The organism is Enterococcus sp. LJL51 (assembly GCF_054871795.1).
Genome location: NZ_JBTXLW010000002.1, coordinates 26,617 through 49,018, shown reverse-complemented (window position 1 = coordinate 49,018; position 22,402 = coordinate 26,617). Strand labels below are relative to the sequence as shown.

Genomic DNA, 22,402 nt, shown 5'->3' with positions numbered 1-22,402 from the left:
ATCATTCACCCATGAAGCTTATCGCTGCTGCTGCTAAAGAGGGCCCATCTAAGCCGTAGTGCTGAAACAGTTCTGGTCCTGAGCCTGTAATTAGCGATTCATCTGGAAAGGCGATGATTTTCTGTTTGATTCCAGTTTCCTCAGCTACTGCCTCGGCTACTGCTGCTCCAAGTCCGTTATACAAACTATGCTCTTCAACTGTAATCACATATCCAGTTTTTTTAGCAGCCGCCAGCACCCCATCCGTATCAAACGGCTTCAATGAATGAACATTTAAAACCTCAATAGAAACACCTTTCTCCTTCAACAGCTCAGCTGCATCCAGCGCTTGCCGCACCATCTCTCCTGTAGCGATAAAGGTCAAATCCTTACCTTCGAGCATAGTCACAGCTTTTCCAATTTCAAAAGGATAGTCTGCATTTTCATAACAATCCTGAACGGGATTCCTTCCTAAACGAATATAGGCCGGAGCTTCAGACTTAACCAAGGCGTTAAACATCTGAATAGTTTCAAAACGGTCAGCCGGAACTAAAACCTGTAAATTGGGAATCGCCCGCGTCACTGCGATATCCTGCAGTGAATGATGGCTCATCCCTAAAGCGCCGTAGCTGACACCACCGCTGATTCCAACTAGCTTGACATTTTTATTTGAGTAGGCGACATCTACTTTGATTTGCTCGATACTCCGCATACTCAAAAAGCAAGCTGGGGAAGCTACAAACGGTCGTTTGTCCATATGAGCCAGACCAGCTGCAAGGCTGACAATATTTTGTTCAGCGATTCCAACTTCTACAAGCTGATCTGGTAATTCTTTTGCAAACGCCCCTAATGAAGCTGATCCACGGGAATCGCTAGTCAATACAAGAATAGACGGATCAAGCTTAGCTGCTTCAATCAATACCTCGCACATAGCCTGTCGATTTGCTATATTAGTTGTTTTCATATGTCAGAGCCTCCATTTGCTGATCTAGTTCTTTTAGTGCCTTTGCCAGTTGTTCATCCGTTGGTACTTTATGATGCCAGCCTGCCTGATTTTCAGACTCTGAGAACCCTTTTCCTTTTATCGTTTTGGCAATAATCAGCTTTGGCTGCTCTGGCTTGTTAGGTTTCGACAGTACATTCACCAACTCTGCCATGTTATTGCCATCTACTATATGCACATCCCAGCCGAACGCCTGCCATTTTTTATCCAGCGGTTCTACGCCCATCACATCCTCGGATTTCCCTGTAATCTGCAAGCCATTCCGGTCGATAATGGCTGTCAGGTTATCCAGCTTGTAATGGGCAGCTGCCATTGCGCCTTCCCAAACTGAACCTTCCGCAAGCTCTCCATCTCCCATCAGTGTATAGGTATGATACGGTCTCCGCTCCATTTTTCCCGCCAAAGCAATTCCCACAGAGACAGGCAGACCATGGCCAAGTGAACCTGTATTCATCTCAACACCAGCTACTTTATTGTTGGGATGTCCGATTAACCGGGAGCCAAATTTCGAAAAGGTTTTGAGTTCCTCTTTTGGTAAAAATCCTTTATCGGCCAGTACTGCCCATAGCACCTCAGCTGCATGTCCTTTACTTTGAATATACTGATCTCGATTTTCCAAATCCGGCTGCTGCGGATTGGTGGTCATTACTTGATAATAAAGAGCTACCAGAATATCGGTACAGGATAAGTCTGAACCAGTGTGACCTGTCTTAGCCTCATAAATCATTTGTAAAACATCTTTTCTTATCTCGATTGCTTTCTTTCTCAGCTCAATGATATCCATACTTACTCTCCTCTCAAATAGGCTTGAACCTCTTCTTCAATCGGATCATAAAAATCAGGCTGAATGCCTAAATACTTACACGCCTCATATAAAATAGGAACAACATTTTTTCTTACCGCTGCCACATGATGAATGTACGGGCCATAAACCAGCTTGAATTCCAGTCGATTCAGATTTTCAAATTCCAAGTATAAATAAGTTCCTTGATTAAATGGACCGTCTATCCCTTTCCCTGTTCCCATCAATAAAGAGTATTCTCCATTATCTCCGTCAAACCGGCATAAAGTATATTCATCTTTAATCGCTCTAAAAGCAACCGATCCAGGATAATCAAAGACAAAATGCCGTTTAGGCAGAACAGGCTTAGTTTCTGCCGTTGAATAGGCAAATACACCTAAATGCTGTAGTAATTCACCATTTTCATTTTCCGGATGACGACAGTTTACATCAGCGAAAATAGCTCGATGCTCGCCAAGCGATGCTGCTTCGATTAGTAATTCCGAAATAGCTCCATGAACATCCGTTTCACAAACGAAAGGCAGCCCTTCTTCTTGAAGAAGAGAGAGAGAAGCATAAGGCAAAATACCGATTTCATCTTGAAGCGCAGTCCAGCATTGAATAACTCCGGCATTGCAGCCATAGACCATACAGAGATTTTGCAGAGCTACTTTTAACGCAGCAACCATCTCCAACTCCTCATTTGTAATTTGAACTTCCGTATTTTTCTTGAAATAATCAATAACCATCGCTATTCTTTCGTACTCTTCAATCTTTATTCTCTCAATTTCCTGAATAACTTCTTTGATTGGCACAGGAGACAGCGAGATATTGAAGCGTTCCAATAATTCACCTTCATTGCAGATTACTGTCCAAAAATCGAACGGACGAGGACCAACCTGTAAAATTCTTGTTGCCTTAAATGTTTTGACAACATTACAAACTTTTATAAAATCTTTAATCCCTCTTTCAAACTCAGGGGTATCAATATCAGAATTTTTTATATAGGTAAATGGAACCTTGAATCTTCGAAGCACCTTGCCAATCGCAAAGAGTCCGCACTGTGTATCTCTTAAGCGTGAACCATCTTCTGCCGGCATCTCATCCTTCGGTCCCCAGAGAAGTACCGGAACGTCCAGTTTTTTAGCCAGCCGTGCACAGGCATATTCTGTTCCAAAATTTTCATTGGCTAAAAATAAACCATCAATACCCTCTGCCTTAAACTTGGCAGCTATTTTCTCTACACCCTCATCATCGTAAAGCAAGCCATCCCGATTGATATCTAAAATATCAACATAAGAAATTTCCAGCTCATTCAGTTTTTTTCTTGTCAAATTTGCATATTCAATGGCTGCTTCTGCACTAAACAAATTTCTTCTAGTAGGAGCAAAACCAATTTTCACTTTATCCACTCTCTCCAACTCCAATCCAACAAATTTATAGTATGAAACGCTTTCTTCAAAATCAGAATAGCATCGTCTAACTAAACTCACAATAAACAAATCCATTTTTTTCGTTAAAATATTTTTAGTTTAGTAAACTAACGAAAATAAAAGGACTTAACTTACTATATTGTTTTGAAAATACGTCTTTTTATCAAAAATTAAACAAAACAACTATTTTTATTTCACTAAATTTATTTGATTGTTTTTTAGTTATATGATAAATTGAAAAAGTGGAGGAATGACTTATGAAGTTAGAAGATATAGCAAGAATTGCCAATGTTTCAAAATCAGCTGCTTCCCTTGCCTTAAACGGCAAGCCTGGAGTCAGTGAAGAAACAAGAAAAGCGATTTTAGAGGTTGCTGAAAAGTATGAGTACAGCCCTTTAAGAAGACGCATAAAGAAAGAAGAGAACAGACTAAAAATTCGATTTATTGCCTGTACAAACGAAGATGTTGTACCGGAAAATTATGATCAGCTTCCTTTCTTTAAAGAGCTGCTTTCCTATATATCAACAGAAATTGGAGCCAAAGGACATATTCTTACTACGAACAGCTTGCCTAAAGAAGCTCTATTTAGTGAACTATCACTCATTGAAGAGCTTGATACTAGTGACGGTATTATTATCTTGGGAACGAATTTGACTGCCGCTCATATTAAAACAGTCAATGAACACTTTAATAATTTGGTTATTCTTGATACCCAATGCAGCAGCCTCGACTGCAACACAATTACTATGAATAATTTTCTTGGGGCCTATGACGCTACACAACACTTGCTAAAAATGGGACATCAGAATATTGGTTATATCAAAGGAATACAGCGAATCAATAATTTCTATGATCGAAGACGGGGCTTCAAAGCAGCAATAAGCGCAGCAGGTCTCTCCCCTTCCGATATGCCAAAATTTTATTTACCTGGCATGGAGATTAATCCCATACAAAATAAGCAAGAGCAATTTTTAGATTTCATAAAAGGAATTACTGCGGTCTTTTGTGAAGATGACTATATTGCAATAAGTGTCATCAAGACCTTATCAAAAATAGGTATCCGTATTCCTGAAGATCTTTCCGTCATTGGCTTTGATGATATTTCTGAAAGCCGTGTAATTACTCCTGAGCTGACCACCGTCCATGTACCAATTAAGGAAATTGCTCAAGAGGCAATTTCTCTAATCGAACAAGGAACAACAGCTACCTTAGTGAAGAAACAGCTTTTCCTCAACACAAAGCTTATTTGCCGCGATTCAGTAAAAAAAATGAATTAACTGAATTGAGGAAGAGATGGTATTCTACAAATATGGATAAAGAAGCTGGGGAAAGATTTAGGGTCTTTTCTCAGCTTCTTTCTTTATATGTTGTTAGCTATTAACAACTTGATAAGTGATCTAGTCGGAGCTCCACTATCTGACACTAATCAGATAGCGGAGTACTTTTTTATTTTATCAAATTCCAAAGCTTATTATTTAATGCGCTGATGGATTGATTGATTTCTATTCTTTTTGAGCTGTCATTATCCCAAACATAAAAATCAGTTAACCCTCCCTGAGGAGGATAAATATTCTCCGACATATCTCTTAACGTTTCTTTTTTTTCTGAACTACTCATCTCTGAATCTATAATTTCATTTATATCTCTTAATTTCTGAATTTGATAATTGATTTTTTCATTATCATATTTTATTAAAAGTGGTAATAATTGTTGTACTACAGTTTTAATCTCAAGTTCAATTTCCAAGTAACTCACCCTATCCTACTTTAATGGTTGTTTCCCTAAAACATTTACATTCTCTAAAAGCCATGGTTCTTGAATAAATACTTGATCATTATTCAAGCCTTCTTGGTAGATTCCTCCTTGAGTTCCTACAGGCCCCTTGTAAATTGTTGTACCGGTTGGTATCTCAATCTTATAAACTGTGTCTATAGTCGATGTCCCCGTTAAAGCTCCATTTTTATCAAACCATTGAGGTTTTACTGCTGAATTGATACGAACCTTTGATACTGAATTAAGCGGGGTTTCTGTAAACCATTGTCCTAGGGGACTAGTCGAATCTCCACCCCTATAGTAGATTTTCGGTTCTTTTAAAACCTCTATATCATATCTTCCACCATAAAAATCCTTATTTGGTTGTCCTCTAACTTCATTTAATGGTCCTGGATTGTCATACCCATTATATTTATAAGTATATAAATCATCATATTTTGAAGTTCCATTAACCTCACTAGCTTTCTCCGCTTCGTTTAAATCGTCCACCTTATCAACAATCTTATAATCTCCGACATCATTTAGCTTGTTGAATAATTTCAGCTCTTTTTCTGTCAGCGATACGCCATCCAAAAGCTTATTACCTAGTCTAACATTGTCTAATAATGCTAGCACCTGTTTAGCGGATAAAACCTCTAATGCCGTCCAAAATCCGGCTTGCATCCATTCCCCAAAGGTTAGGCTTTCACCTGTAATGGGGTCTTTTCCCAAAACAACCCTGTACAAGTCGTACGCACCTGAAAACTCGCCCGCTACGTTTAACATGTCCTTTAAGCTCTCCTGCATGGATAACCAGACATATTTTTCAGTTAGCTCTTTACTATACGTGCCGTTTCGATAGACTTTTAACTGGATGTCTTTATCTCTGCCCCAGTCTACAGTGAAGCGAACCGCTCTACTTTCTGGTTGATTCTCATTGAAATCCGACAATCGATTAAACCAGTCCGCCTTTTTATAACTCCTAGGGGCGTATCCATGCGTTGGGGTAAAGTGTTTTTGTGTTCTGATTTGTCGCATTCCCGTTTTTAAGTCTGAAATTGCCCCTTTATATCATCAAACACGCCACTCCTCAAAGTTTTTTTATTTAACTCTTCATGTTTATTTATTTTTATTTATTATATTATATAAATATTTTATTAAAAGAAATTTCAAGAACAAAAAAATGAGTGAGACATAACTCATTGAGTTATATCCCACTCACGTGGAATCTCGATAGACGGTGGGGCAGGAGCGCATATCAGCATTGAACTGCGACGAGTAACCGCAGGAGCACTTGCCTTACTACCATCTGCGACGAGTAACCGCAGGAGCAAGACCTGCGGAAATAAGCCGAAATTCTCGAGACTAAACACTTCTGTCCATCCTCTTTTTAACCTTTAGTTCACGTTAAGCAAGAATAAGTAATAATTAATTCATCATTTTTCTCAGCTTTCTTATCCATGCTGTAGCCGGCGACTTCTTCCAGTTGATAGCTGATATGTTGTGGAATGATCAATGTAAATACAACGACTGACCCTTTACGCTCCCAACAGGAACGGATTTCGCCCTGTTTAGTCTGAATATGCCCTTCGAACGTATTTATTTTTTTTGAAAAATAAGGTTTTATGAGTATTTTAGAAAAAGCTGCTGCATCCTCAGCAATTGATATTCCTGCTAAAGCTTCAAAATACCACTGTTGATAGCTGGCAAACATCCCGTGATTCATCGAATAATGCTCGCCTACAAATAATTCGGCTAATGCCTGATTACCGTTTTTCAGCATATTACTAAAGCTAATTTCCGATTTCTGAAACAACCATCCTTCAATAATCTCATTATAGTCATATGCATTTAAAGCTTGATACGTTAATGCCATGCCGAAAATTCCAGAATTCAAAACAAATTGATCCTTTTGTATCTTATTTGCGAGCTGTCCGGCTAATTTTTTTGAATCGCCCAAACCTAGTTCAATTGCAAAGGCAAAGGATGTCTGTGTTCTCTCACCATATGACTGATCCTCATTCAAAAATTTATCTTTCACGTTTTTTTTAAGCTCATCATAAATTTGTTCAAAACGAACAACATCCTCATTTAGAATTTGTTTCAAAAGAATATTATATTTTAGAAATAGCAACACTGTACAATAACCAACGAACAATTTATCTGGTGTAGCTTTATTGAAATGTCCTGCAATAATCGGACTGCCGTGATCGCCGATGCAACAGTGAACAACCTCATCTATCCCTTTAGATAGTAAATAGTTCATTTGTTTTTCAATGAAGGGATATTCTTTCCTTACCAGCTCTTTATCTCCATAAAATTGATAATGCTTATAAGTTAAATAGGGATAAACGAGCTGCCATAAAATAGGACCTTCTCCCTGACCAGTTCCATTGGTTTGAATTCCCATGTAAGGAGCTGTTTCAGGAATTCCGCCTTGTTCTGTCTGATCAAAGCGAAAATCATAAATCACTTTTTTAGCGAATTCTTCGAGATCAAATGTGTACAAACTCGAACTAGCTAATGCGACAATATCCCCGCCATAGCCAAGTCTTTCCCGCGAACAATCCTCAAATATTGAGTGGACATTATTCAGCTTCGTTCGTAAGGCAGCAGCAAACAGTTCATTTAAAAACAGACTATCCGTCTCCACTAGGCCTATCTGCTTCAAATCAGTATGAACATATTCAGCTTTAATCTCCAGCAAATCCTCAGCCTCACACCCTTCCAGACAAACATACCGGAATGAATGATAGGAGAATTTATTTTGAAATAGAGTCAAACCATCCTTACAAATAATGACATCTTGCTGAATTGCTTCCTCTGGCGCTCCTAACCCTCCGAATATTTTACGGTCACCTATTTTTGAACCAACACTGCCGATATAGGAGGATTCAAAATCTATTGCTATTCCTCTTCGTCTTTCTCCATAGTTCAAATAGACTTTTTGATTCTTTTTCGTTTTTAGCTTTACCATAATAAAACCTGAAATCATTTCGCCAAAATCAACAATGAAACCATTTTCCCCTTCCTCAATGCTTTGAGGAAGCACTGTTCCAGTCCGTTTGATTTTCGGAATAAAACTTTTGTTCATAAGCTTTTGTTCAGTAAAGTCTTTTGTTGTCGCTTTGTTCCATAACTCATCTTTCGTTAAATCAATCGTTTCACCTAAATAGAGATTATTAAAAATTCTATTTCCTTCGGATACTGCCCAGCTATCATCGCTGGATAATAAAATCTCATGATTTCTTTCAATGTCACAAATTAATTTGGGCGTACCAATTTTAGCTAGCCGTTCTCTCAAACTGTATTTCCCTAACAATTTAAGCGGCGAGGGATTGTACATTCCATTCCCCAGTTCAAAAACCAGCTCATTTTCACCAATCCTCAAGTATTTGGTAATATCATATACATCATAATAAATACACTTTTTAAAATTTGTCCAATCACTATTTAGTTCAAAATTTTCAATTCTCTGTCCGTTCAAGTAACCAATATAATAGCCTAAAGCAGCAGCATATAATTTAGTAGTTTCTATTTTGTCTATAGTAAAACTTTTTTTCAAAAGCGTGTGTGTATTCTTTTTATAATAAAGCTCAGCTTCTAAGCCATAATCAACCTCTTCATTTTGAATCCATTTCCCTCTGAAATTCCATTTCTCTGTGTTTAAAAGACTATTATCCATAAGCTCTCCTTACTATCAATCACCTTATTCTTCTGCCGCTTCTGAAAGATCGTCGCGGAGAGTTCCTTCTTCTTTTATTAACTGGCTATCTGCAACTTTTACAAATGGAAGCCATAATAATGTAACAGCAGCTATACAGACAATCTGCAAAATCGCACCTGCAATACTACCCGTCACTAAATATCCGCTGATTACTAAGGGGGTTGTCCAAGGGACCTGAGCCAAGCCAGTAGGAATCGGTACCAGTCCCAGCGCAAATGCACCATAGGAAATCAGAATAGATGCAACATTACTTAAAATAAAAGGAATAAAGTAAGTGACATTCATCATCAATGGTATCCCGAAAAGTGTTGGTTCACCAACGTTAAAAAGATAAGGAACACCTGCAATTTTTTTCATTTCTTTGTATCTCTTGCTTTTAGCAATAATGATGATTGAAATAATCGAACCAATAATTCCTATATTGGCAAAGCTGTCCCAAAAGCTCTGATTTATAATGTTAGAGGGGATACTTCCTGCAACAGAAGCTGCTCTATTTTCATCCTGTAGTACCTGAAAAATAGGCGACATCACTCCTCCAACAATTGAATCGCCATGGATGCCAAAGAACCAAAGCAGCTGACTAAAAATTTTAACAATGATGATTCCAAAAAGTGAACCACCCATCATTTTTAATGGAGCACCTAACGTATTATTAAATAATTCCAATGCACTCGCTGCAAAAATCCCGTCAAGAAGCAATCGGATAATCCAGAAAAACGTAACCACAAATAGTGAAGGAATAATCGATTCAAAGGGAGCTGAGACTGCGGGCGGGACCGCTGCCGGCATTTTGATTTTAAGTCCTTTCGAATCAATAAATTGATAAATTTTAGCAACTAGAACAGAAATGACTAACGCAATAAAAATTGACTGTGCTCCAAGGGAGGCGACCTCAATAACATTGCCACTTTCTTCTGATGTAAATGGGGTTAACAGCATGTAGGATACGATGGCGGTCATTAACACTTGAATCACATTAATGTTCATCTTTTCTGCAAGAGAACGACTAACTGAAACTAGCACAAGCAATCCGCCAATTCCCAAACTGGAATCACTTACAAGATTTAGCTTAGCCTGCCAGACAGCTTGCTCTACACCAGTAATCATAGTAATAAATTCACCAACCTGCGGGACTGGAAAGAAAGAAATAATTAAAAAAATTGAAGCAATGAATGTAAATGGCATATAAGCCAACATACCATCTTTAATTGCATTGATATAAATATTGCCATTTACCTTCATTGATAAATGACCAAGAATATTTTGCAAGCTATCAAAAAATGTTTTTTTGTTTTCCATAATTTTCCCCTTACTACTTTTTTATTTATTGTGAAATTCTTTTTAATAAGAGCTCTTTACTAATAAGATAACTTAATTATACGTACTGAAAAACGCTTTCACAATATCAAATATAGAGAATAGGACTATCAAAATTTTGTTTCCATGCTATAATTTACTTGTTTGGAGGTGTCGTTATGAAGTATGACGAACTGGAAGAATTATTATGGAGCCCTTCCACTTACAGTGGCATGGCTGATGAAGAATTACTAGAACACTTTAATAAAAAATTTCCTGTTGTTCCATTTAACGAGGAAAAGATGTTTGTCTTTCATCCTAATCGTGAGTTTGAAAACAAAAATCATATTATTTCCGTACATGATAGAAAAAGCGGGAAAGTTCCCATGCATATTTTCCATTATATCGTCATGACCTATGTCTATTCTGGAACCTTTACTCTGACAGTGGAGGAAGAGCTTGTCACATTAAAGGCTGGTGATATCATTATTTTAGATAAACATGTTCCTCATAGCGTTGCTCCCACAGGAGAAGGCGATTTAGGAATCAACATTATTTTAAATGAACAGTTTTTTCCAAATAAATTTATTAATCGTCTGCCCAATAATCAGCTGATTACAACCTTTATCATTGAGATGATGAACAATCGTCACACACACAATCACTATCTTTTATTTTTCACTAAAAATGATGCACTTCTTAGAAACTGTATTCAAAATATTTTATGTGAGTACTTTGATCCCAGACTTTGTTCTGATGATATTATTGACAATTATATAATGATTCTGATTTCCCATCTTGCCAGAGAAAGTTCTTATAACACTAACTTATCCGCGAGTAAAATAAAAAATCAAGAACTTATCAATAGCATTCTTGACTATATCAATCAAAATTATCAAGCTGGTAATTTAACAGATATGTGTGCTGTACTTGGCTATAATCCTTCATACATTAGTAAATTAATTAAGCAATTTTCTGGAAAAACATATAAACAGCTGATTAACGAGCAACGTATGAAAAAGGCAGTAATTCTTCTCCAAAATAATGAACTGCCAGTTTATGAAATTGCCGAACAGGTAGGAATTTCCAATTTAACCTCCTTCTATAAGCGATTCCAAGCATTTACAAACTGTACTCCTCAGGAATATAGATTAAGAATTTAACAGATATTTTGACTAGTCAAAATATTTCCTCTGAGGTGCCAAAGAGGCTTTATCAAAAAAGTTTATATAAAAATAAAGCGGCAAAAGCCGCTTTATAGGAGTTTTAATTGCTAAAATTATTACAGAACCATCATTACCCAGTCAGTAAATTTTCTTGAGAGCAAATCCTGACAGCATTTATTTAGTTTACCTGCAGCATCATTACTTTGGTTGCAATCAGGTTTCAATGTCAACCTGATTGATGGAAAGAAGCGGCAAACTATCAAAACTAGAAAAAAGATTTTTGATTGATGGCTTTATTTGGAAGCCATCTCCATATCCAGATTTTCAACTTTTTTGTTCTGACAATAAAAAAATACAACCTGAACCCTATAAACATGAGTTTCAGATTGCATTTTTACTTATTCTAAAACAGAGCTTGGGGTATAACCTAATAGCTAATCTCCTCTTTCTCTAAAAGCTGAATAAACGGCGGCACAAAACACCTTTAATCATTTAGAAAATTGAGTTAATAATTTATTAATCGCCAGCAGTTCTTCCTCGGCAAAGTCTAACTTGTCTAAAGCCTTCAGATTATCTTCCAACTGGCTAAGTCGTGATGCTCCAATCAAAACACTGGCAACAGTTTCTTGCTGAAGATTCCAGGCTAATGCCATTTCTGCCAGCGTCTGACCTCTTTTTTGAGCAATATCATTCAATGCGGCAACTAATGTTAGTGTTGGCTGAACATTTTCTGCTGACAAAAAAGGACTATCGCTGCGTGCTGCCCGGGAATCATCTGGAATCCCATTTAGGTAGCGGTTTGTTAGTATCCCTTGTGCTAAAGGACTAAATACAATAGCTCCCAGCTGCTCTTCGGCTAAAACATCTGTTAGCCCGTCTTCAATCCAGCGATCCAGCATATTATAACGAGGCTGATGAATGATAAAGGGCGTACCCATTTTTTTAAACAATGCGGCAATACTCTTTGTCTCTGCTGCTGAATAATTAGAAACACCTACATAAAGCGCCTTTCCCTGACGAACCAATAAATCTAAGGTATGTGCGGTTTCTTCTAAAGGTGTCTTCGGATCTGGACGATGATGATAAAAAATATCTACATAGTCAAGACCCATTCGCTGTAAGCTTTGATCACAGCTTGCAACCAAATATTTCTTTGAGCCCCATTCTCCATAAGGACCATCCCACATGTTAAATCCTGCCTTAGAAGAAATTATCAGTTCATCACGATAGCTGCCTAACTCTTCCTTCAGTATACGACCAAAATTCGTTTCTGCGGAACCAGGCGGCGGACCATAGTTATTGGCTAAATCAAAGTGTGTAAGCCCACGGTCAAATGCACCTAAAACAATTTCTTTCTGTGTGCTTAGGCGATCTACATCACCGAAATTGTGCCATAAACCTAATGAAATTGCAGACAGCTTTAAGCCTGAATTGCCAACACGCCGATAATTCATGTTTTTATAACGCTGTTTTTCTGCTTGATACATGTTCTTTCACCTCTTTACAAGAGCATACCACTTCAAGTACACTTGAAGTAAATAACAAAAAGGAAATTAATCATGAAAACTTATACAATTAAAGAATTATCTACACTTTTCGACTTGCCGGCTTCTACTCTTCGCTATTATGAAGAGGTTGGTTTACTGACAAATATTCAGCGGGACGGCAAGCACAGAATTTATGAAGAGTGTCATTTTAATCGACTAAAAGCTCTTTGCTGTTTTAAAGAAACTGGTATGTCGATTGCTCAGCTGCTAACCTTCTTTTCCTATGAAGAAGACGCCGATAAAAATGAAGAGATGGTGGTTTTACTCACAGAGCATACAGCAAAAGTGGCAAATCAAATCACTCGGCTCCAAGAAAATATGCAGCATGTTCAACGAAAACTCAATTTCTATCAAGATATTTGCCAGGCAGAAAAGCTGCAGCAGCCAGTACCCAGCTGGGATAATTACAAAAATAGAAGCTACTAAGCGAATTACCTTCGAGTCTTGATGCCATTTTGAATCATAGATAAAGAAATGATGGTTCTAGTATCCTTTTTAAAAATCAGGACAGCCTCTAGTCCGGATTTTTAAGTTTAGAAAACTAAATAAGTGCTGACAGAATTTCCTTCCCTCAGCACTTGTAATCAATGATTTAATATTCTTTTATTGTTACACTCGAATCGGCATCATGAACAGTTAGAAATACCTTTTGCTGGTATTTTTCTGATAATTCCTTGATTGAATCAATTAAATGGTCTTCGCAGTTTACATATAAGACAAGCGCTTCAAATCGATCCTTAACAGAAGCCATGAAAGCTTCTGTCTCCTGCAGCAGCTTTTCTTTTGTCAATGTTTCATAGACGCGCATTTGTTTTCCTCTCACAAAGCTATGAGGAAGTTCGCCCTTATGGCTCAAAACAGCCACCTTGCTACCGGAATGATCTTTTTTTACAAGATCCCAAATTGTTTCAATTTTTCTAGAATTATTTCCTTTAACTACTATCATGTCTCTTCTCCTTTATCTGCTATTCATATGCGAATAAGACACAAAGAAGCTCATAAAGACTGGCACTTCTCTGTGTCCAGCTCTTTCATGCAAGATAATCCCCTCCCAATTGCGTGTTCTATCAACCATACCATATAAAAAATAAAAAGCAATCATCTAATAATCAAAAGTGAAACACAGCTTTTACAACCATCAAAAAGCGAACAAAAAAAACAAAAAACATCCATTAAAATGCTTTTTCGCACAAATTCACTAACGAAAACACGAACTTTATCTATATTTTTCGTATTAAAAGCCAAAAAAACATCGACAGAAAAATTATCCAATGTTATGCTTTTTTAAGACACTGAATACTTTAAAGAAGGCGGGAAGAACATGAAAGAACTGTATGATGGTAAAACAAAAACAGTTTTACTTGATGAAGAAAAGAAAGAAGTTTACTTATTGTTTAAAGATAGTGCAACCGGTGAAGACGGCGTTTTTGATCCTGGCTCCAACACAGTCGGCGGCAGCGTTGCCGGCAAAGGCAAAGTTGGTTTGACTGTTTCCCAATACTTTTTTGAATTGATGGAAAAAAATGATATCCCTACTCATTACCTGGGAGCAGATATCGAAAAAGGCATTATGAAGGTTCGTCAGCTAACGGTACCAAATCTGGAATTTGTTCTACGCTATTTTACTGCTGGTAGTATGTGCCGTCGTTTTACCTTACCAGAAGGGCTGCCTTTTGACCCGCCTTATTTGGAAGTAACGTTAAAAGATGATGAACAAGGAGATCCGTTGATTACTGATCGTTTGTGTCAAATGAAAGGCATTTTAAACCCTGGACAATATGATGAAGCACTTGATATTTTAACAAAGGTTGGCGCAGTTCTTAAAGATGCTTTAGCTGATATGGACTTAACCTTGATTGATTTCAAAATTGAAATTGGCTATGATACTGATGGAAAAATGTATGTCGTTGATGAAATCACCCCTGATATTTGGCGTGTCAAAGATGAAGAAGGCAATATTCCCAACCAAATCGACTGTGCCCATCTAATCTTAGATAAAATTCAAACGGTATAATTTTTAGAGCTGGTAGAGTCTTTCTATCAGTTCTATTTTTTTAAATTAAACAACCTGAAAAAGTTCAACTACTGTATACTACGCGTCTCTGCCTTTTTCTGTTCCTTCAGTATAAGTTCGGCTTACGCTTCAAATCAAGGATACAAAAAAGCATCCCCTTTTAGGAATGCTTTCATCTTGTATCTATCTTTAACATTTTTTAAATCAATTTGCTTTTCTTGTCCTTTTGCAACTAGTACAATGGATTGAAACTGGTCTTCTTTGCAGCAGCCAAAAGCCTGCCGAAGATGCTGTTTTTCTCAAGCTTATTTCTTCGGCTCGTCCTCATCCATTTTCAGAACAGCCATAAAGGCTTCCTGCGGCACTTCCACAGAACCAATCTGCTTCATCCGCTTCTTCCCTTCTTTTTGCTTCTCTAATAGCTTACGTTTACGGGAAACATCTCCGCCATAACATTTCGCCAATACGTTTTTACGCAATGCTTTAATGTCTGAACGGGCAACAATTTTCTGTCCAATAGCTGCCTGAATTGGTACCTCAAACTGCTGACGGGGAATCAGTTTCTTCAGCTTTTCAACAATCGCTTTCCCACGTTCATAAGCAAAGTCTCTATGCACAATGAAGCTTAACGCATCGACTTTTTCAGCATTTAAAAGAATGTCCATCTTCACGAGACGGCTTGGACGATAATCGCTCATTTCATAGTCTAATGAAGCATAGCCCTTGGTACTCGATTTCAGTTTATCAAAGAAATCAAAAACAATTTCTGACAGAGGAATGTAATACACAACATTCACCCGGTAATCATCCAGGTAGTCCATCGTAATAAACTCTCCGCGTTTTCTCTGAGAAAGCTCCATCACTGCACCCACGTAATCATTCGGCACCATAATCTGAGCCTTGACGTACGGTTCTTCTACTGAGTCAATTACACCAGGATCTGGAAATTCTGCTGGATTATCAACAACCACCTGTGTACCGTCTGTTTTATTCACATGATAAATAACGGATGGTGCTGTTGTAATCAGCTCAAGATTAAATTCTCTTTCCAGACGCTCTTGGATAACATCCATGTGCAGCAGTCCTAAGAAGCCGCACCGGAATCCAAAGCCTAGAGCCTGTGATGTTTCTGGTTCAAACTGTAGCGCAGCATCGTTCAGCTGCAGCTTTTCTAATGCTTCCCTCAAATCATTATAACGAGATGTATCAATTGGATATAGACCACAATATACCATTGGGTTCATTTTTCGATAGCCGTCCAATGCTTCTTCAGCCGGATTGTCCGCTAAAGTAACAGTATCCCCTACACGAGTATCCTGAACAGTCTTGATACTAGCCGTAATATAACCTACATCTCCGACCATTAAGAAATCTCTGGCAATTCCTTTTGGAGAAAACACACCAACCTCTGTTACATCAAAGGTCTTGCCGTTACTCATCATTTGAATTTTATCACCGGGTTTAACAACTCCGTCCATGATACGGACATTCAAAACGACTCCCCGGTAGCTGTCATATACTGAATCAAAAACCAGCGCCTTCAGCGGCGCTTCAACATTGCCTGCCGGTGCTGGAACGTATTCAACAATTTGCTCAAGGATGTCTTCAATTCCGATCCCAGCTTTAGCACTTGCTAAAACGGCTTCACTAGCATCGATGCCAATCACATCTTCAATTTCCTTACGAACCCGCTCAGGATCTGCAGCCGGTAAATCAATTTTATTGATAACAGGTAGAATTTCCAAATCGTTATCCAGCGCAAGATAAACATTTGCCAGTGTTTGTGCTTCAATTCCCTGTGCAGCATCAACTACTAATATTGCTCCTTCACAGGCAGCCAAGCTACGTGACACTTCATAGGTGAAATCCACATGCCCAGGGGTATCGATCAAATGGAAAATATAGGTTTCACCGTCTTTGGCTGTATAGTTTAGTTCCACTGCATTCAGCTTGATTGTTATGCCACGTTCTCTTTCAAGATCCATAGAATCCAACAGCTGCGCCTGCATTTCACGAGAGGTCACTGTATTCGTCTTTTCCAGAATTCGATCCGCAAGTGTCGATTTCCCATGGTCAATATGGGCAATAATCGAGAAGTTGCGAATTTTCTCCTGTCTTTTTTTCATATCATCTATATTCATCGTATTCCTCATTTCTTTTCAATCAGCAATTCTCATTATAACAAGGTTTTTCATAGATTTAAAGAACTTTCAGTAAATGAGTTTTCATCCGTCAATCATATACCGGTTTTGACTCTTCATCATTGATGAAATTAGAAATACATGGTGATTTTAATTTTCTCCAAATAACAACCTGTTCTAAAAATCATGCGCTCTTCTTATCGGCTGTATGTTTTTCAGTTTTTTGATATACTTATTCTAAACGAATGTTTAATTGGAGAGAAAAATAATGGATTATCAAGAATTTCGAAAACAATTGGAGCTAAGGCCTGTTGGTCAAGAACATCTCAACCAGTACAATGAACTACTTAGCTATGTTTTTCAATTTACCGAGTCAGATTTGGAAGAAAGCGGTTTTGACAACAAACGAGAGTTCGTCCGTTCAAAACGTCCCATCCTTGAAGTTTCGAAGGTTTTCGGCTGGTTTCATGATGAGAAGCTGATTTCACAAATTTCTATTTATCCCTGTAAAGTGAATATTCACGGTCAGCTGTATGATATGGGGGGTGTCACTGGTGTGGGTACCTACCCCGAATATGCGAATCACGGATTGATGCAGGATTTAATTCATGTAGCTCTCGAAACGATGAGAGCTGATAAACAATGGATTTCCTACCTCTACCCATATAGTATTCCTTATTATCGCCGTAAAGGCTGGGAGATTCTTTCAGATAAGCTGTCCTTTAAAATCAGAGATACTCAGCTGCCCAAAAATATTGATGTATCTGGAATGGTCGAACGAGTACCAGTGGATCATGAGGATGTACTCAGTGTTTATGACCGCTTTTCCCGAGAAAATCATGGGGCTATGATTCGCAGCCCGTTTAATTGGGAGGAGTACTGGCGTTTTGAAAATGAAGAAGAGCGAACTGCAGCGATTTATTACAATAGCGAGCATCAGCCCCAAGGTGTCCTATTTTATTGGATTGCTGAGGATGTCTTCCATATCAAAGAAATGTTCTATATGAATCAGGAAGCTCGAAATGGTTTGTGGAACTTTATCTCTGCTCATTTTTCGATGGTTTACTGGGTCAAAGGCAGCATTTACAAAAATGAACCACTAGCATTTCTTTTAGAAGACAGTCAGATTAAAGAGACAATTGAACCTTATTTTATGGCGAGAATCGTTGATGTGAAGGAATTCTTGCTAAATTATCCCTTCAAAGAGACTGCCGAGCCGTTTCATCTTATTATTGATGATCCAGTTGCTGAATGGAATAACGGTGTATTTGGGCTTCAATGGGCTGAAGATGGACAGCTAGCCGTCAGCAATCAGGCCTTAGGCAATCCCGTTCGGATGAATATTCAAACCTTAACCTGTCTGTTAATGAACTATCGAAGAGCCAGCTATCTTCATAGAATTGAGCGGATACAAACAGATAAGCAAACATTGCGGATATTGGAACGGATTCTTCCTGATCAGGAAGCCTATTTCAGTGATGACTTTTAGTTAAGGGATACCTTATAAAAAATGCAGACCCGTGGGTATCTACAAAACGTTGCTATACAAAAATTGGTCATTCACACTGAAAATTTCTGTTTTTTATGGATAATGATTAGTACTAAAATTAGACAGTCTTCTTTGTCGAAAAAAATGTGCAGCATTTATCATCTGCAACAAAATAAAACCAACACTGGAGGGAATCTTTGAATGAAAATCTACTTTGCAGGACCCATGTTTGCTAATGCAGACTTACGTTATAATGAACACTTAGTTGGGAAAATTCGTGAGCTTACCTCCGAATTAGAAGTCTATCTTCCACAGGAAAATGGCGCAATTAATGATAAGACAGCCTACGCCGACAGTAAAATGATTGCATTAGCCGACACAGAAAAAGTTCTAGAAAGTCAACTGTTGGTCGCTGTGCTTGATGGCTTAACAATCGATGCCGGCGTTGCTTCCGAGATTGGTGTCGCCTATGCCAAAGGTATTCCTGTTTTGGCACTCTATACAGATACACGCCAGCAAGGCGCGGATAATTCGAAAAAGCTGGCTGCTTTGAAAGACATTGCTGAAAATCAATTTCACTATTTAAATCTTTATACGGTGGGATTAATCAAATTAAATGGGGATGTTTACAGTAATGAAGAAGCATTTTTAAAGGCGATACAAGAGTTTGTGACAAACAAATAACTTAGCTGTCTTGAGCAGCTCAGAAGGAGAAACGAATGAAACTAGAATTTGAAGACAAACAGGAACGTCTGGCCTTTTTCTTCCTGTTGATTTTTGGGTTTATTACTTTAGGTGTTAATATCGTTAAAATGTTTACAATGGAACCAGCTAGTCAGTATCAGCTGTTAACTGTAGAGATGATTGCTGGTATCGCAATTATTTTCCTGCCTTTCCTGTTCACAAAACTTACGGGGCTGGTTTTTCCAAAAATTGTTCGCCTTTACTATTGGTTTTTCCTATGGATTTCTGTATTTTTAGGAACTGGGCTGCGACTAATCATTGCCGTTCCTTTTTGGGATAAAATTCTCCATGCGGTCAGCCCTATTTTATTAGTTGCTGTTGGCTATGCGTTAATCGGCTATTATTTAAGAAAAAGCGACTTTACAACTGTTAGTCCTTGGCTGTTTATCGTTATGGGCTTTGCCTTTGCGGGACTTTGTGGTGTTTTTTGGGAGTTCTGGGAATTTTTATGTGATAGTCTAGGCAATATGAACCTGCAGCGTTATATGACCGAAGCGGGACAACCGTATATCGGGCGCGAAGCTCTAATGGATACCATGGGCGATTTATTAACGAACACAGTGGGTGCATTGATTTTAACCGTCTACAGTTTCACTCAAAGACACAAACCGGAATACTTTAAATCTTATGCTTTCCGGAAAAAGACAGACACTCTAAACTAAATAGGATGCCCTAAAAAAAGGAGGAAATGAAATGGCTAATTTATATGTAAAAAAAGGCTTATTATCCAGCAAAGAATTCATAGGCAGCTACAAAAATGGCGACGTCTATAAAAAAGATGGTGTTCTATCACAGGAAAAGGTTGGTTCCTATAAAGAAGGCACGATTTATAAAAAAGACGGCATGATTTCTAAAACAGCGATTGGTTATATCAAAGACCAGAAGATTTATCGAAAGAGCGGTTTAATAGGGAAAGATGTTGTGGGAACTTGTAAAAATGGAAAAATCTACAAAAAACGAGGCATAGTCTCTGAAGATCTCATCGCCTATTACGATGGAGACGATGATGGAGCGGCTGCTGCCGCTTTGCTCCTTTTAGATTTATAATAGATAAAAAAGACTTGGGTCGTATGTAGTGACCCAAGTCTTTTGGTTATTGTTTTATTATTTTGTAACTTCTACGGTCCAAGTAATTGTAGAGGTATATGCCCCGTCTTCTGGAATAATCGTTTTATTATCTGTTCCTAAAATGATATTTTCTTCTGTATAGCTGTATTCTTCATGTGCGCGAATTTCAGGTTGGTTAAGAACCTTCCCTTCTTGATTCGGTGCTTTAAACGGAGAAATTAAGTGTTTCCCTTTTGCAGCACTTCCCTTGTACGCTGCAATGACAGTTTTTTCTTCTGTAAGTGTTGCATGGTCTGCTAACCAGTAACTATTATCTGGTAATCCATTTGAACTATACCCATCTACTTTTTCACCTTCCACTTCAGCATTGTCGGTAAATTCACCAAAATAGAGACGTTCATTCTTCATTTGTGCTCCTGTTTCCACATGTGTCATTGGTGTCCGTTCCGCACAAAGTTTCCACTCACCAGGATTAGTTGATGGGTCTGTAATTCTAACTAAATAGGCTCTCGCGTCAACATATGTCCAATAATCAGCAACATGTCTCGGCATAATATGAAGACTATTATCAAACGGATTTTTCATCCAATCATTGTAAAATGAATCTTCCCAGCTAAACTCATTAACCATTGTATATCTTTGATTAATGGTTGGATGATAGGCCTCTCTATCTAATGACGTTTTAATAGCCCCAAAATCTAAACTTCCAGGTGCAGCTTCTAGTGAAATTCCACCAGATTCTACCTGAACTGGCATCTCTGTTGAAGCTTCTTCAGCATGTACCCTTACTCCGCCAACAGTCCCTAAAACTGTTAACATCCCTAAAATAACCCTTTTTTTCATTTTATGACCTCCCTAGTTTATGTTTCAATTTTATTTTAACATTAATCTTGTTATTTATTTTCTCTAATTTTTTTTTAAAACATAAAAAAGATGATAATATTTGATATTCGGAATTTTTTTATTAAATTTAAGAAAGTATTTTTATTTTAATAAAATATTTTCTGCTAATTTTGTATAGATAATATTATTTTCTAGTGTTACAATGTAAGCGTATAAAATAACTATTAAGGAGAACTTTATGAAAAAAACACACAACTACCATTCTGATTTCGATCAACTTAGTGAACAATATGCTTTCCTAAATACTGCTACCTTGGAAGATTTTGCAGAATTAAACGTTGACCTACGGAAAGCATGGGCAGCAAACGATAGTGATGAAGAAGTAAAAGTCACAAAAACACAAATTAAAAGCTCTGATGGTTACCTATGTGATATTCAAATTATTGAACCTGTGGGACTTAAAACTCCAGCACCTTGTCTGTTGTTTTATCACGCAGGTGGTTTTTTAATTACCGGGATGGCTCATCACATTGACCTGATTCGTGAGTATGCGTTGAAAGTTCAATGTAAAGTCATCTATATTGATTACCGTCTTATACCAGAACATCCATTTCCTGCAGCAAGTAACGACTGTTACGCTCTTTTAGAGTGGGCCTATGAAAATTCAGAGAAACTTGAGATTGACCCAAAACGCATTGCTATTGGCGGAGATAGTGCCGGGGGTTGTATGACAGCAGTTGTGGCTCAAATGGCTCGGGATAAAAATGGTCCTGCATTAGCTGGCCAAATGATGATTTTCCCTACTACAGATGCAGCGATGAGTACTAAATCAGCTCAAGAGTTTGTTGATACACCAATTTGGAATAGTAATTTATCAAAAATGATGTGGCCGCTTTACTCAAAAAACGGTGATTTTGGAACACCCCAATATCTATCTCCTATGCAAGCAGAAAGCTTTGAAAATCTGCCAAAAGCATATATGGAGACTGCTGAATTCGACTGTTTAAGAGATGAAGGAATAGCTTATGCACAGGCACTGAAAAATGCAGGTGTTCCAACAATTCTGAATGAGACGAAACGAACAGTCCACTGTTATGATGCAGAACCTAATAGCAGTATTACAAAAGAAAACATCGCAAAAAGAATCGACTTTTTAAAGAGTATTCTTTATAACTAAGCTTTGATTCTTAATTAAATAAAAAGGTTCTATATCAATTTGTGTTGGTAGGACAAAAACTGAATAGAGTCATCGTAGAGCTTGAAACAAAAAAACAGAGAATCTGTGGTTTTGTTTCAAGTTCTTTTTTGAAAGAAGGAAAGGAGCACAAATGATCTCGGCAGCTGGCCGTAAGCGACTTGGCAAACCCCGTGCCAAGTCCATTCCTAAATCGAGTCAAAGCAGCTGTAAGAACCTGGACA

20 protein-coding genes are annotated in these 22,402 nt (G+C 37.8%); 9 read left to right on the top strand and 11 right to left on the bottom strand.

All coding sequences use genetic code 11. The features are described 5' to 3' along the window. Position 1 precedes the first annotated feature (1 nt). From ACYSNQ_RS02440 to ACYSNQ_RS02430, 3 genes are read right to left on the bottom strand one after another with little or no spacing between them, the layout of a single operon-like run. Positions 2 to 943, bottom strand: coding sequence for a transketolase family protein (locus ACYSNQ_RS02440; RefSeq protein ID WP_426081206.1), 942 nt, complete (start codon positions 941 to 943; stop codon positions 2 to 4). Further along, entirely contained in the window at positions 930 to 1,766 is an 837-nt protein-coding gene (locus ACYSNQ_RS02435; RefSeq protein ID WP_426081205.1) for a transketolase, read from the bottom strand. Before ACYSNQ_RS02435 ends, ACYSNQ_RS02440 begins: the two co-directional genes overlap by 14 nt. 2 nt (positions 1,767 to 1,768) lie before the next feature. Further along, a complete protein-coding gene (locus tag ACYSNQ_RS02430; RefSeq protein ID WP_426081204.1) occupies positions 1,769 to 3,175 on the bottom strand; it encodes an L-fucose/L-arabinose isomerase family protein in 1,407 nt (468 codons plus the stop codon). A 278-nt stretch (positions 3,176 to 3,453) separates the two neighbouring features. Between ACYSNQ_RS02430 and ACYSNQ_RS02425 the strand changes: the two genes are divergently transcribed. Beyond that, positions 3,454 to 4,473, top strand: a complete 1,020-nt coding sequence (locus ACYSNQ_RS02425; RefSeq protein ID WP_426081203.1) for a LacI family DNA-binding transcriptional regulator — start codon at positions 3,454 to 3,456, stop codon at positions 4,471 to 4,473. 169 nt (positions 4,474 to 4,642) lie between these two features. Here ACYSNQ_RS02425 and ACYSNQ_RS02420 read toward each other — a convergent pair whose 3' ends face one another. The 4 genes from ACYSNQ_RS02420 to ACYSNQ_RS02405 all read right to left on the bottom strand — a co-directional run bounded on the left by ACYSNQ_RS02420 (position 4,643) and on the right by ACYSNQ_RS02405 (position 9,974). Next, complete coding sequence (locus ACYSNQ_RS02420; RefSeq protein ID WP_426081202.1) at positions 4,643 to 4,942, bottom strand: hypothetical protein; 300 nt, start codon at positions 4,940 to 4,942, stop codon at positions 4,643 to 4,645. A 15-nt stretch (positions 4,943 to 4,957) separates the two neighbouring features. Next, the gene (locus ACYSNQ_RS02415) at positions 4,958 to 5,899 is read right to left on the bottom strand and encodes a pre-toxin TG domain-containing protein (protein ID WP_426081201.1); all 942 of its coding nucleotides are present in this window, start codon (positions 5,897 to 5,899) and stop codon (positions 4,958 to 4,960) included. A 451-nt stretch (positions 5,900 to 6,350) separates the two neighbouring features. After that, the gene (locus ACYSNQ_RS02410) at positions 6,351 to 8,633 is read right to left on the bottom strand and encodes a family 78 glycoside hydrolase catalytic domain (RefSeq protein ID WP_426081200.1); all 2,283 of its coding nucleotides are present in this window, start codon (positions 8,631 to 8,633) and stop codon (positions 6,351 to 6,353) included. Positions 8,634 to 8,657: 24 nt separating this feature from the next. Beyond that, positions 8,658 to 9,974: a PTS sugar transporter subunit IIC gene (locus tag ACYSNQ_RS02405; protein ID WP_426081199.1), complete on the bottom strand. Its 1,317-nt coding sequence runs from the start codon at positions 9,972 to 9,974 to the stop codon at positions 8,658 to 8,660. A 176-nt stretch (positions 9,975 to 10,150) separates the two neighbouring features. On the opposite strand from ACYSNQ_RS02405, the gene ACYSNQ_RS02400 reads away from it, so the two are divergent. Further along, a complete protein-coding gene (locus ACYSNQ_RS02400) occupies positions 10,151 to 11,134 on the top strand; it encodes an AraC family transcriptional regulator (protein WP_426081198.1) in 984 nt (327 codons plus the stop codon). A gap of 491 nt (positions 11,135 to 11,625) precedes the next feature. Here the strand turns inward: ACYSNQ_RS02400 and ACYSNQ_RS02395 are convergent, their stop codons facing one another. Next, the gene (locus ACYSNQ_RS02395; RefSeq protein WP_426081197.1) at positions 11,626 to 12,624 is read right to left on the bottom strand and encodes an aldo/keto reductase; all 999 of its coding nucleotides are present in this window, start codon (positions 12,622 to 12,624) and stop codon (positions 11,626 to 11,628) included. A gap of 72 nt (positions 12,625 to 12,696) precedes the next feature. Here ACYSNQ_RS02395 and ACYSNQ_RS02390 point away from each other — a divergent pair, with 72 nt between their 5' ends. Next, positions 12,697 to 13,110 carry a MerR family transcriptional regulator gene (locus ACYSNQ_RS02390; protein ID WP_426081196.1) on the top strand — a complete coding sequence of 138 codons (414 nt, stop codon included), beginning with the start codon at positions 12,697 to 12,699 and terminating at the stop codon, positions 13,108 to 13,110. Between the two features lie 166 nt (positions 13,111 to 13,276). Here the strand turns inward: ACYSNQ_RS02390 and ACYSNQ_RS02385 are convergent, their stop codons facing one another. Beyond that, entirely contained in the window at positions 13,277 to 13,630 is a 354-nt protein-coding gene (locus tag ACYSNQ_RS02385; RefSeq protein WP_426081195.1) for a hypothetical protein, read from the bottom strand. Positions 13,631 to 14,005: 375 nt separating this feature from the next. Between ACYSNQ_RS02385 and ACYSNQ_RS02380 the strand changes: the two genes are divergently transcribed. After that, positions 14,006 to 14,698: a phosphoribosylaminoimidazolesuccinocarboxamide synthase gene (locus tag ACYSNQ_RS02380; protein WP_426081194.1), complete on the top strand. Its 693-nt coding sequence runs from the start codon at positions 14,006 to 14,008 to the stop codon at positions 14,696 to 14,698. Between the two features lie 305 nt (positions 14,699 to 15,003). Here the strand turns inward: ACYSNQ_RS02380 and lepA are convergent, their stop codons facing one another. Next, positions 15,004 to 16,839 carry a translation elongation factor 4 gene (lepA, locus tag ACYSNQ_RS02375; protein ID WP_426081193.1) on the bottom strand — a complete coding sequence of 612 codons (1,836 nt, stop codon included), beginning with the start codon at positions 16,837 to 16,839 and terminating at the stop codon, positions 15,004 to 15,006. A 268-nt stretch (positions 16,840 to 17,107) separates the two neighbouring features. Here lepA and ACYSNQ_RS02370 point away from each other — a divergent pair, with 268 nt between their 5' ends. The 4 genes from ACYSNQ_RS02370 (at position 17,108) to ACYSNQ_RS02355 (ending at position 20,119) form a co-directional block, all read left to right on the top strand. After that, on the top strand, positions 17,108 to 18,328 hold the full coding sequence (locus ACYSNQ_RS02370; RefSeq protein WP_426081192.1) for a GNAT family N-acetyltransferase: 1,221 nt from the start codon (positions 17,108 to 17,110) through the stop codon (positions 18,326 to 18,328). A gap of 201 nt (positions 18,329 to 18,529) precedes the next feature. Continuing rightward, on the top strand, positions 18,530 to 19,012 hold the full coding sequence (locus ACYSNQ_RS02365) for a nucleoside 2-deoxyribosyltransferase (RefSeq protein ID WP_426081191.1): 483 nt from the start codon (positions 18,530 to 18,532) through the stop codon (positions 19,010 to 19,012). A 35-nt stretch (positions 19,013 to 19,047) separates the two neighbouring features. Continuing rightward, positions 19,048 to 19,734 (top strand): hypothetical protein, encoded by a 687-nt coding sequence (locus ACYSNQ_RS02360; RefSeq protein ID WP_426081190.1) that lies wholly within the window; start codon positions 19,048 to 19,050, stop codon positions 19,732 to 19,734. 31 nt (positions 19,735 to 19,765) lie between these two features. After that, the gene (locus tag ACYSNQ_RS02355) at positions 19,766 to 20,119 is read left to right on the top strand and encodes a hypothetical protein (RefSeq protein ID WP_426081189.1); all 354 of its coding nucleotides are present in this window, start codon (positions 19,766 to 19,768) and stop codon (positions 20,117 to 20,119) included. Positions 20,120 to 20,176: 57 nt separating this feature from the next. Here ACYSNQ_RS02355 and ACYSNQ_RS02350 read toward each other — a convergent pair whose 3' ends face one another. Next, the gene (locus ACYSNQ_RS02350) at positions 20,177 to 20,983 is read right to left on the bottom strand and encodes a WxL domain-containing protein (RefSeq protein ID WP_426081188.1); all 807 of its coding nucleotides are present in this window, start codon (positions 20,981 to 20,983) and stop codon (positions 20,177 to 20,179) included. 238 nt (positions 20,984 to 21,221) lie between these two features. Between ACYSNQ_RS02350 and ACYSNQ_RS02345 the strand changes: the two genes are divergently transcribed. After that, positions 21,222 to 22,160, top strand: a complete 939-nt coding sequence (locus tag ACYSNQ_RS02345) for an alpha/beta hydrolase (RefSeq protein ID WP_426081187.1) — start codon at positions 21,222 to 21,224, stop codon at positions 22,158 to 22,160. Positions 22,161 to 22,402 lie beyond the last annotated feature (242 nt).

Excerpts from the sequence above, each read along its gene's own strand:
- ACYSNQ_RS02385 (WP_426081195.1), bottom strand. The coding sequence starts at position 13,630 with ATGATAGTAGTTAAAGGAAATAATTCTAGAAAAATTGAAACAATTTGG.
- ACYSNQ_RS02370 (WP_426081192.1), top strand. The coding sequence starts at position 17,108 with ATGGATTATCAAGAATTTCGAAAACAATTGGAGCTAAGGCCTGTTGGT.
- ACYSNQ_RS02350 (WP_426081188.1), bottom strand. The coding sequence starts at position 20,983 with ATGAAAAAAAGGGTTATTTTAGGGATGTTAACAGTTTTAGGGACTGTT.
- ACYSNQ_RS02410 (WP_426081200.1), bottom strand. The coding sequence starts at position 8,633 with ATGGATAATAGTCTTTTAAACACAGAGAAATGGAATTTCAGAGGGAAA.
- ACYSNQ_RS02355 (WP_426081189.1), top strand. The coding sequence starts at position 19,766 with ATGGCTAATTTATATGTAAAAAAAGGCTTATTATCCAGCAAAGAATTC.
- lepA (WP_426081193.1), bottom strand. The coding sequence starts at position 16,839 with ATGAATATAGATGATATGAAAAAAAGACAGGAGAAAATTCGCAACTTC.
- ACYSNQ_RS02395 (WP_426081197.1), bottom strand. The coding sequence starts at position 12,624 with ATGTATCAAGCAGAAAAACAGCGTTATAAAAACATGAATTATCGGCGT.
- ACYSNQ_RS02365 (WP_426081191.1), top strand. The coding sequence starts at position 18,530 with ATGAAAATCTACTTTGCAGGACCCATGTTTGCTAATGCAGACTTACGT.
- ACYSNQ_RS02345 (WP_426081187.1), top strand. The coding sequence starts at position 21,222 with ATGAAAAAAACACACAACTACCATTCTGATTTCGATCAACTTAGTGAA.
- ACYSNQ_RS02360 (WP_426081190.1), top strand. The coding sequence starts at position 19,048 with ATGAAACTAGAATTTGAAGACAAACAGGAACGTCTGGCCTTTTTCTTC.
- ACYSNQ_RS02440 (WP_426081206.1), bottom strand. The coding sequence starts at position 943 with ATGAAAACAACTAATATAGCAAATCGACAGGCTATGTGCGAGGTATTG.
- ACYSNQ_RS02435 (WP_426081205.1), bottom strand. The coding sequence starts at position 1,766 with ATGGATATCATTGAGCTGAGAAAGAAAGCAATCGAGATAAGAAAAGAT.
- ACYSNQ_RS02390 (WP_426081196.1), top strand. The coding sequence starts at position 12,697 with ATGAAAACTTATACAATTAAAGAATTATCTACACTTTTCGACTTGCCG.
- ACYSNQ_RS02405 (WP_426081199.1), bottom strand. The coding sequence starts at position 9,974 with ATGGAAAACAAAAAAACATTTTTTGATAGCTTGCAAAATATTCTTGGT.
- ACYSNQ_RS02400 (WP_426081198.1), top strand. The coding sequence starts at position 10,151 with ATGAAGTATGACGAACTGGAAGAATTATTATGGAGCCCTTCCACTTAC.
- ACYSNQ_RS02425 (WP_426081203.1), top strand. The coding sequence starts at position 3,454 with ATGAAGTTAGAAGATATAGCAAGAATTGCCAATGTTTCAAAATCAGCT.
- ACYSNQ_RS02380 (WP_426081194.1), top strand. The coding sequence starts at position 14,006 with ATGAAAGAACTGTATGATGGTAAAACAAAAACAGTTTTACTTGATGAA.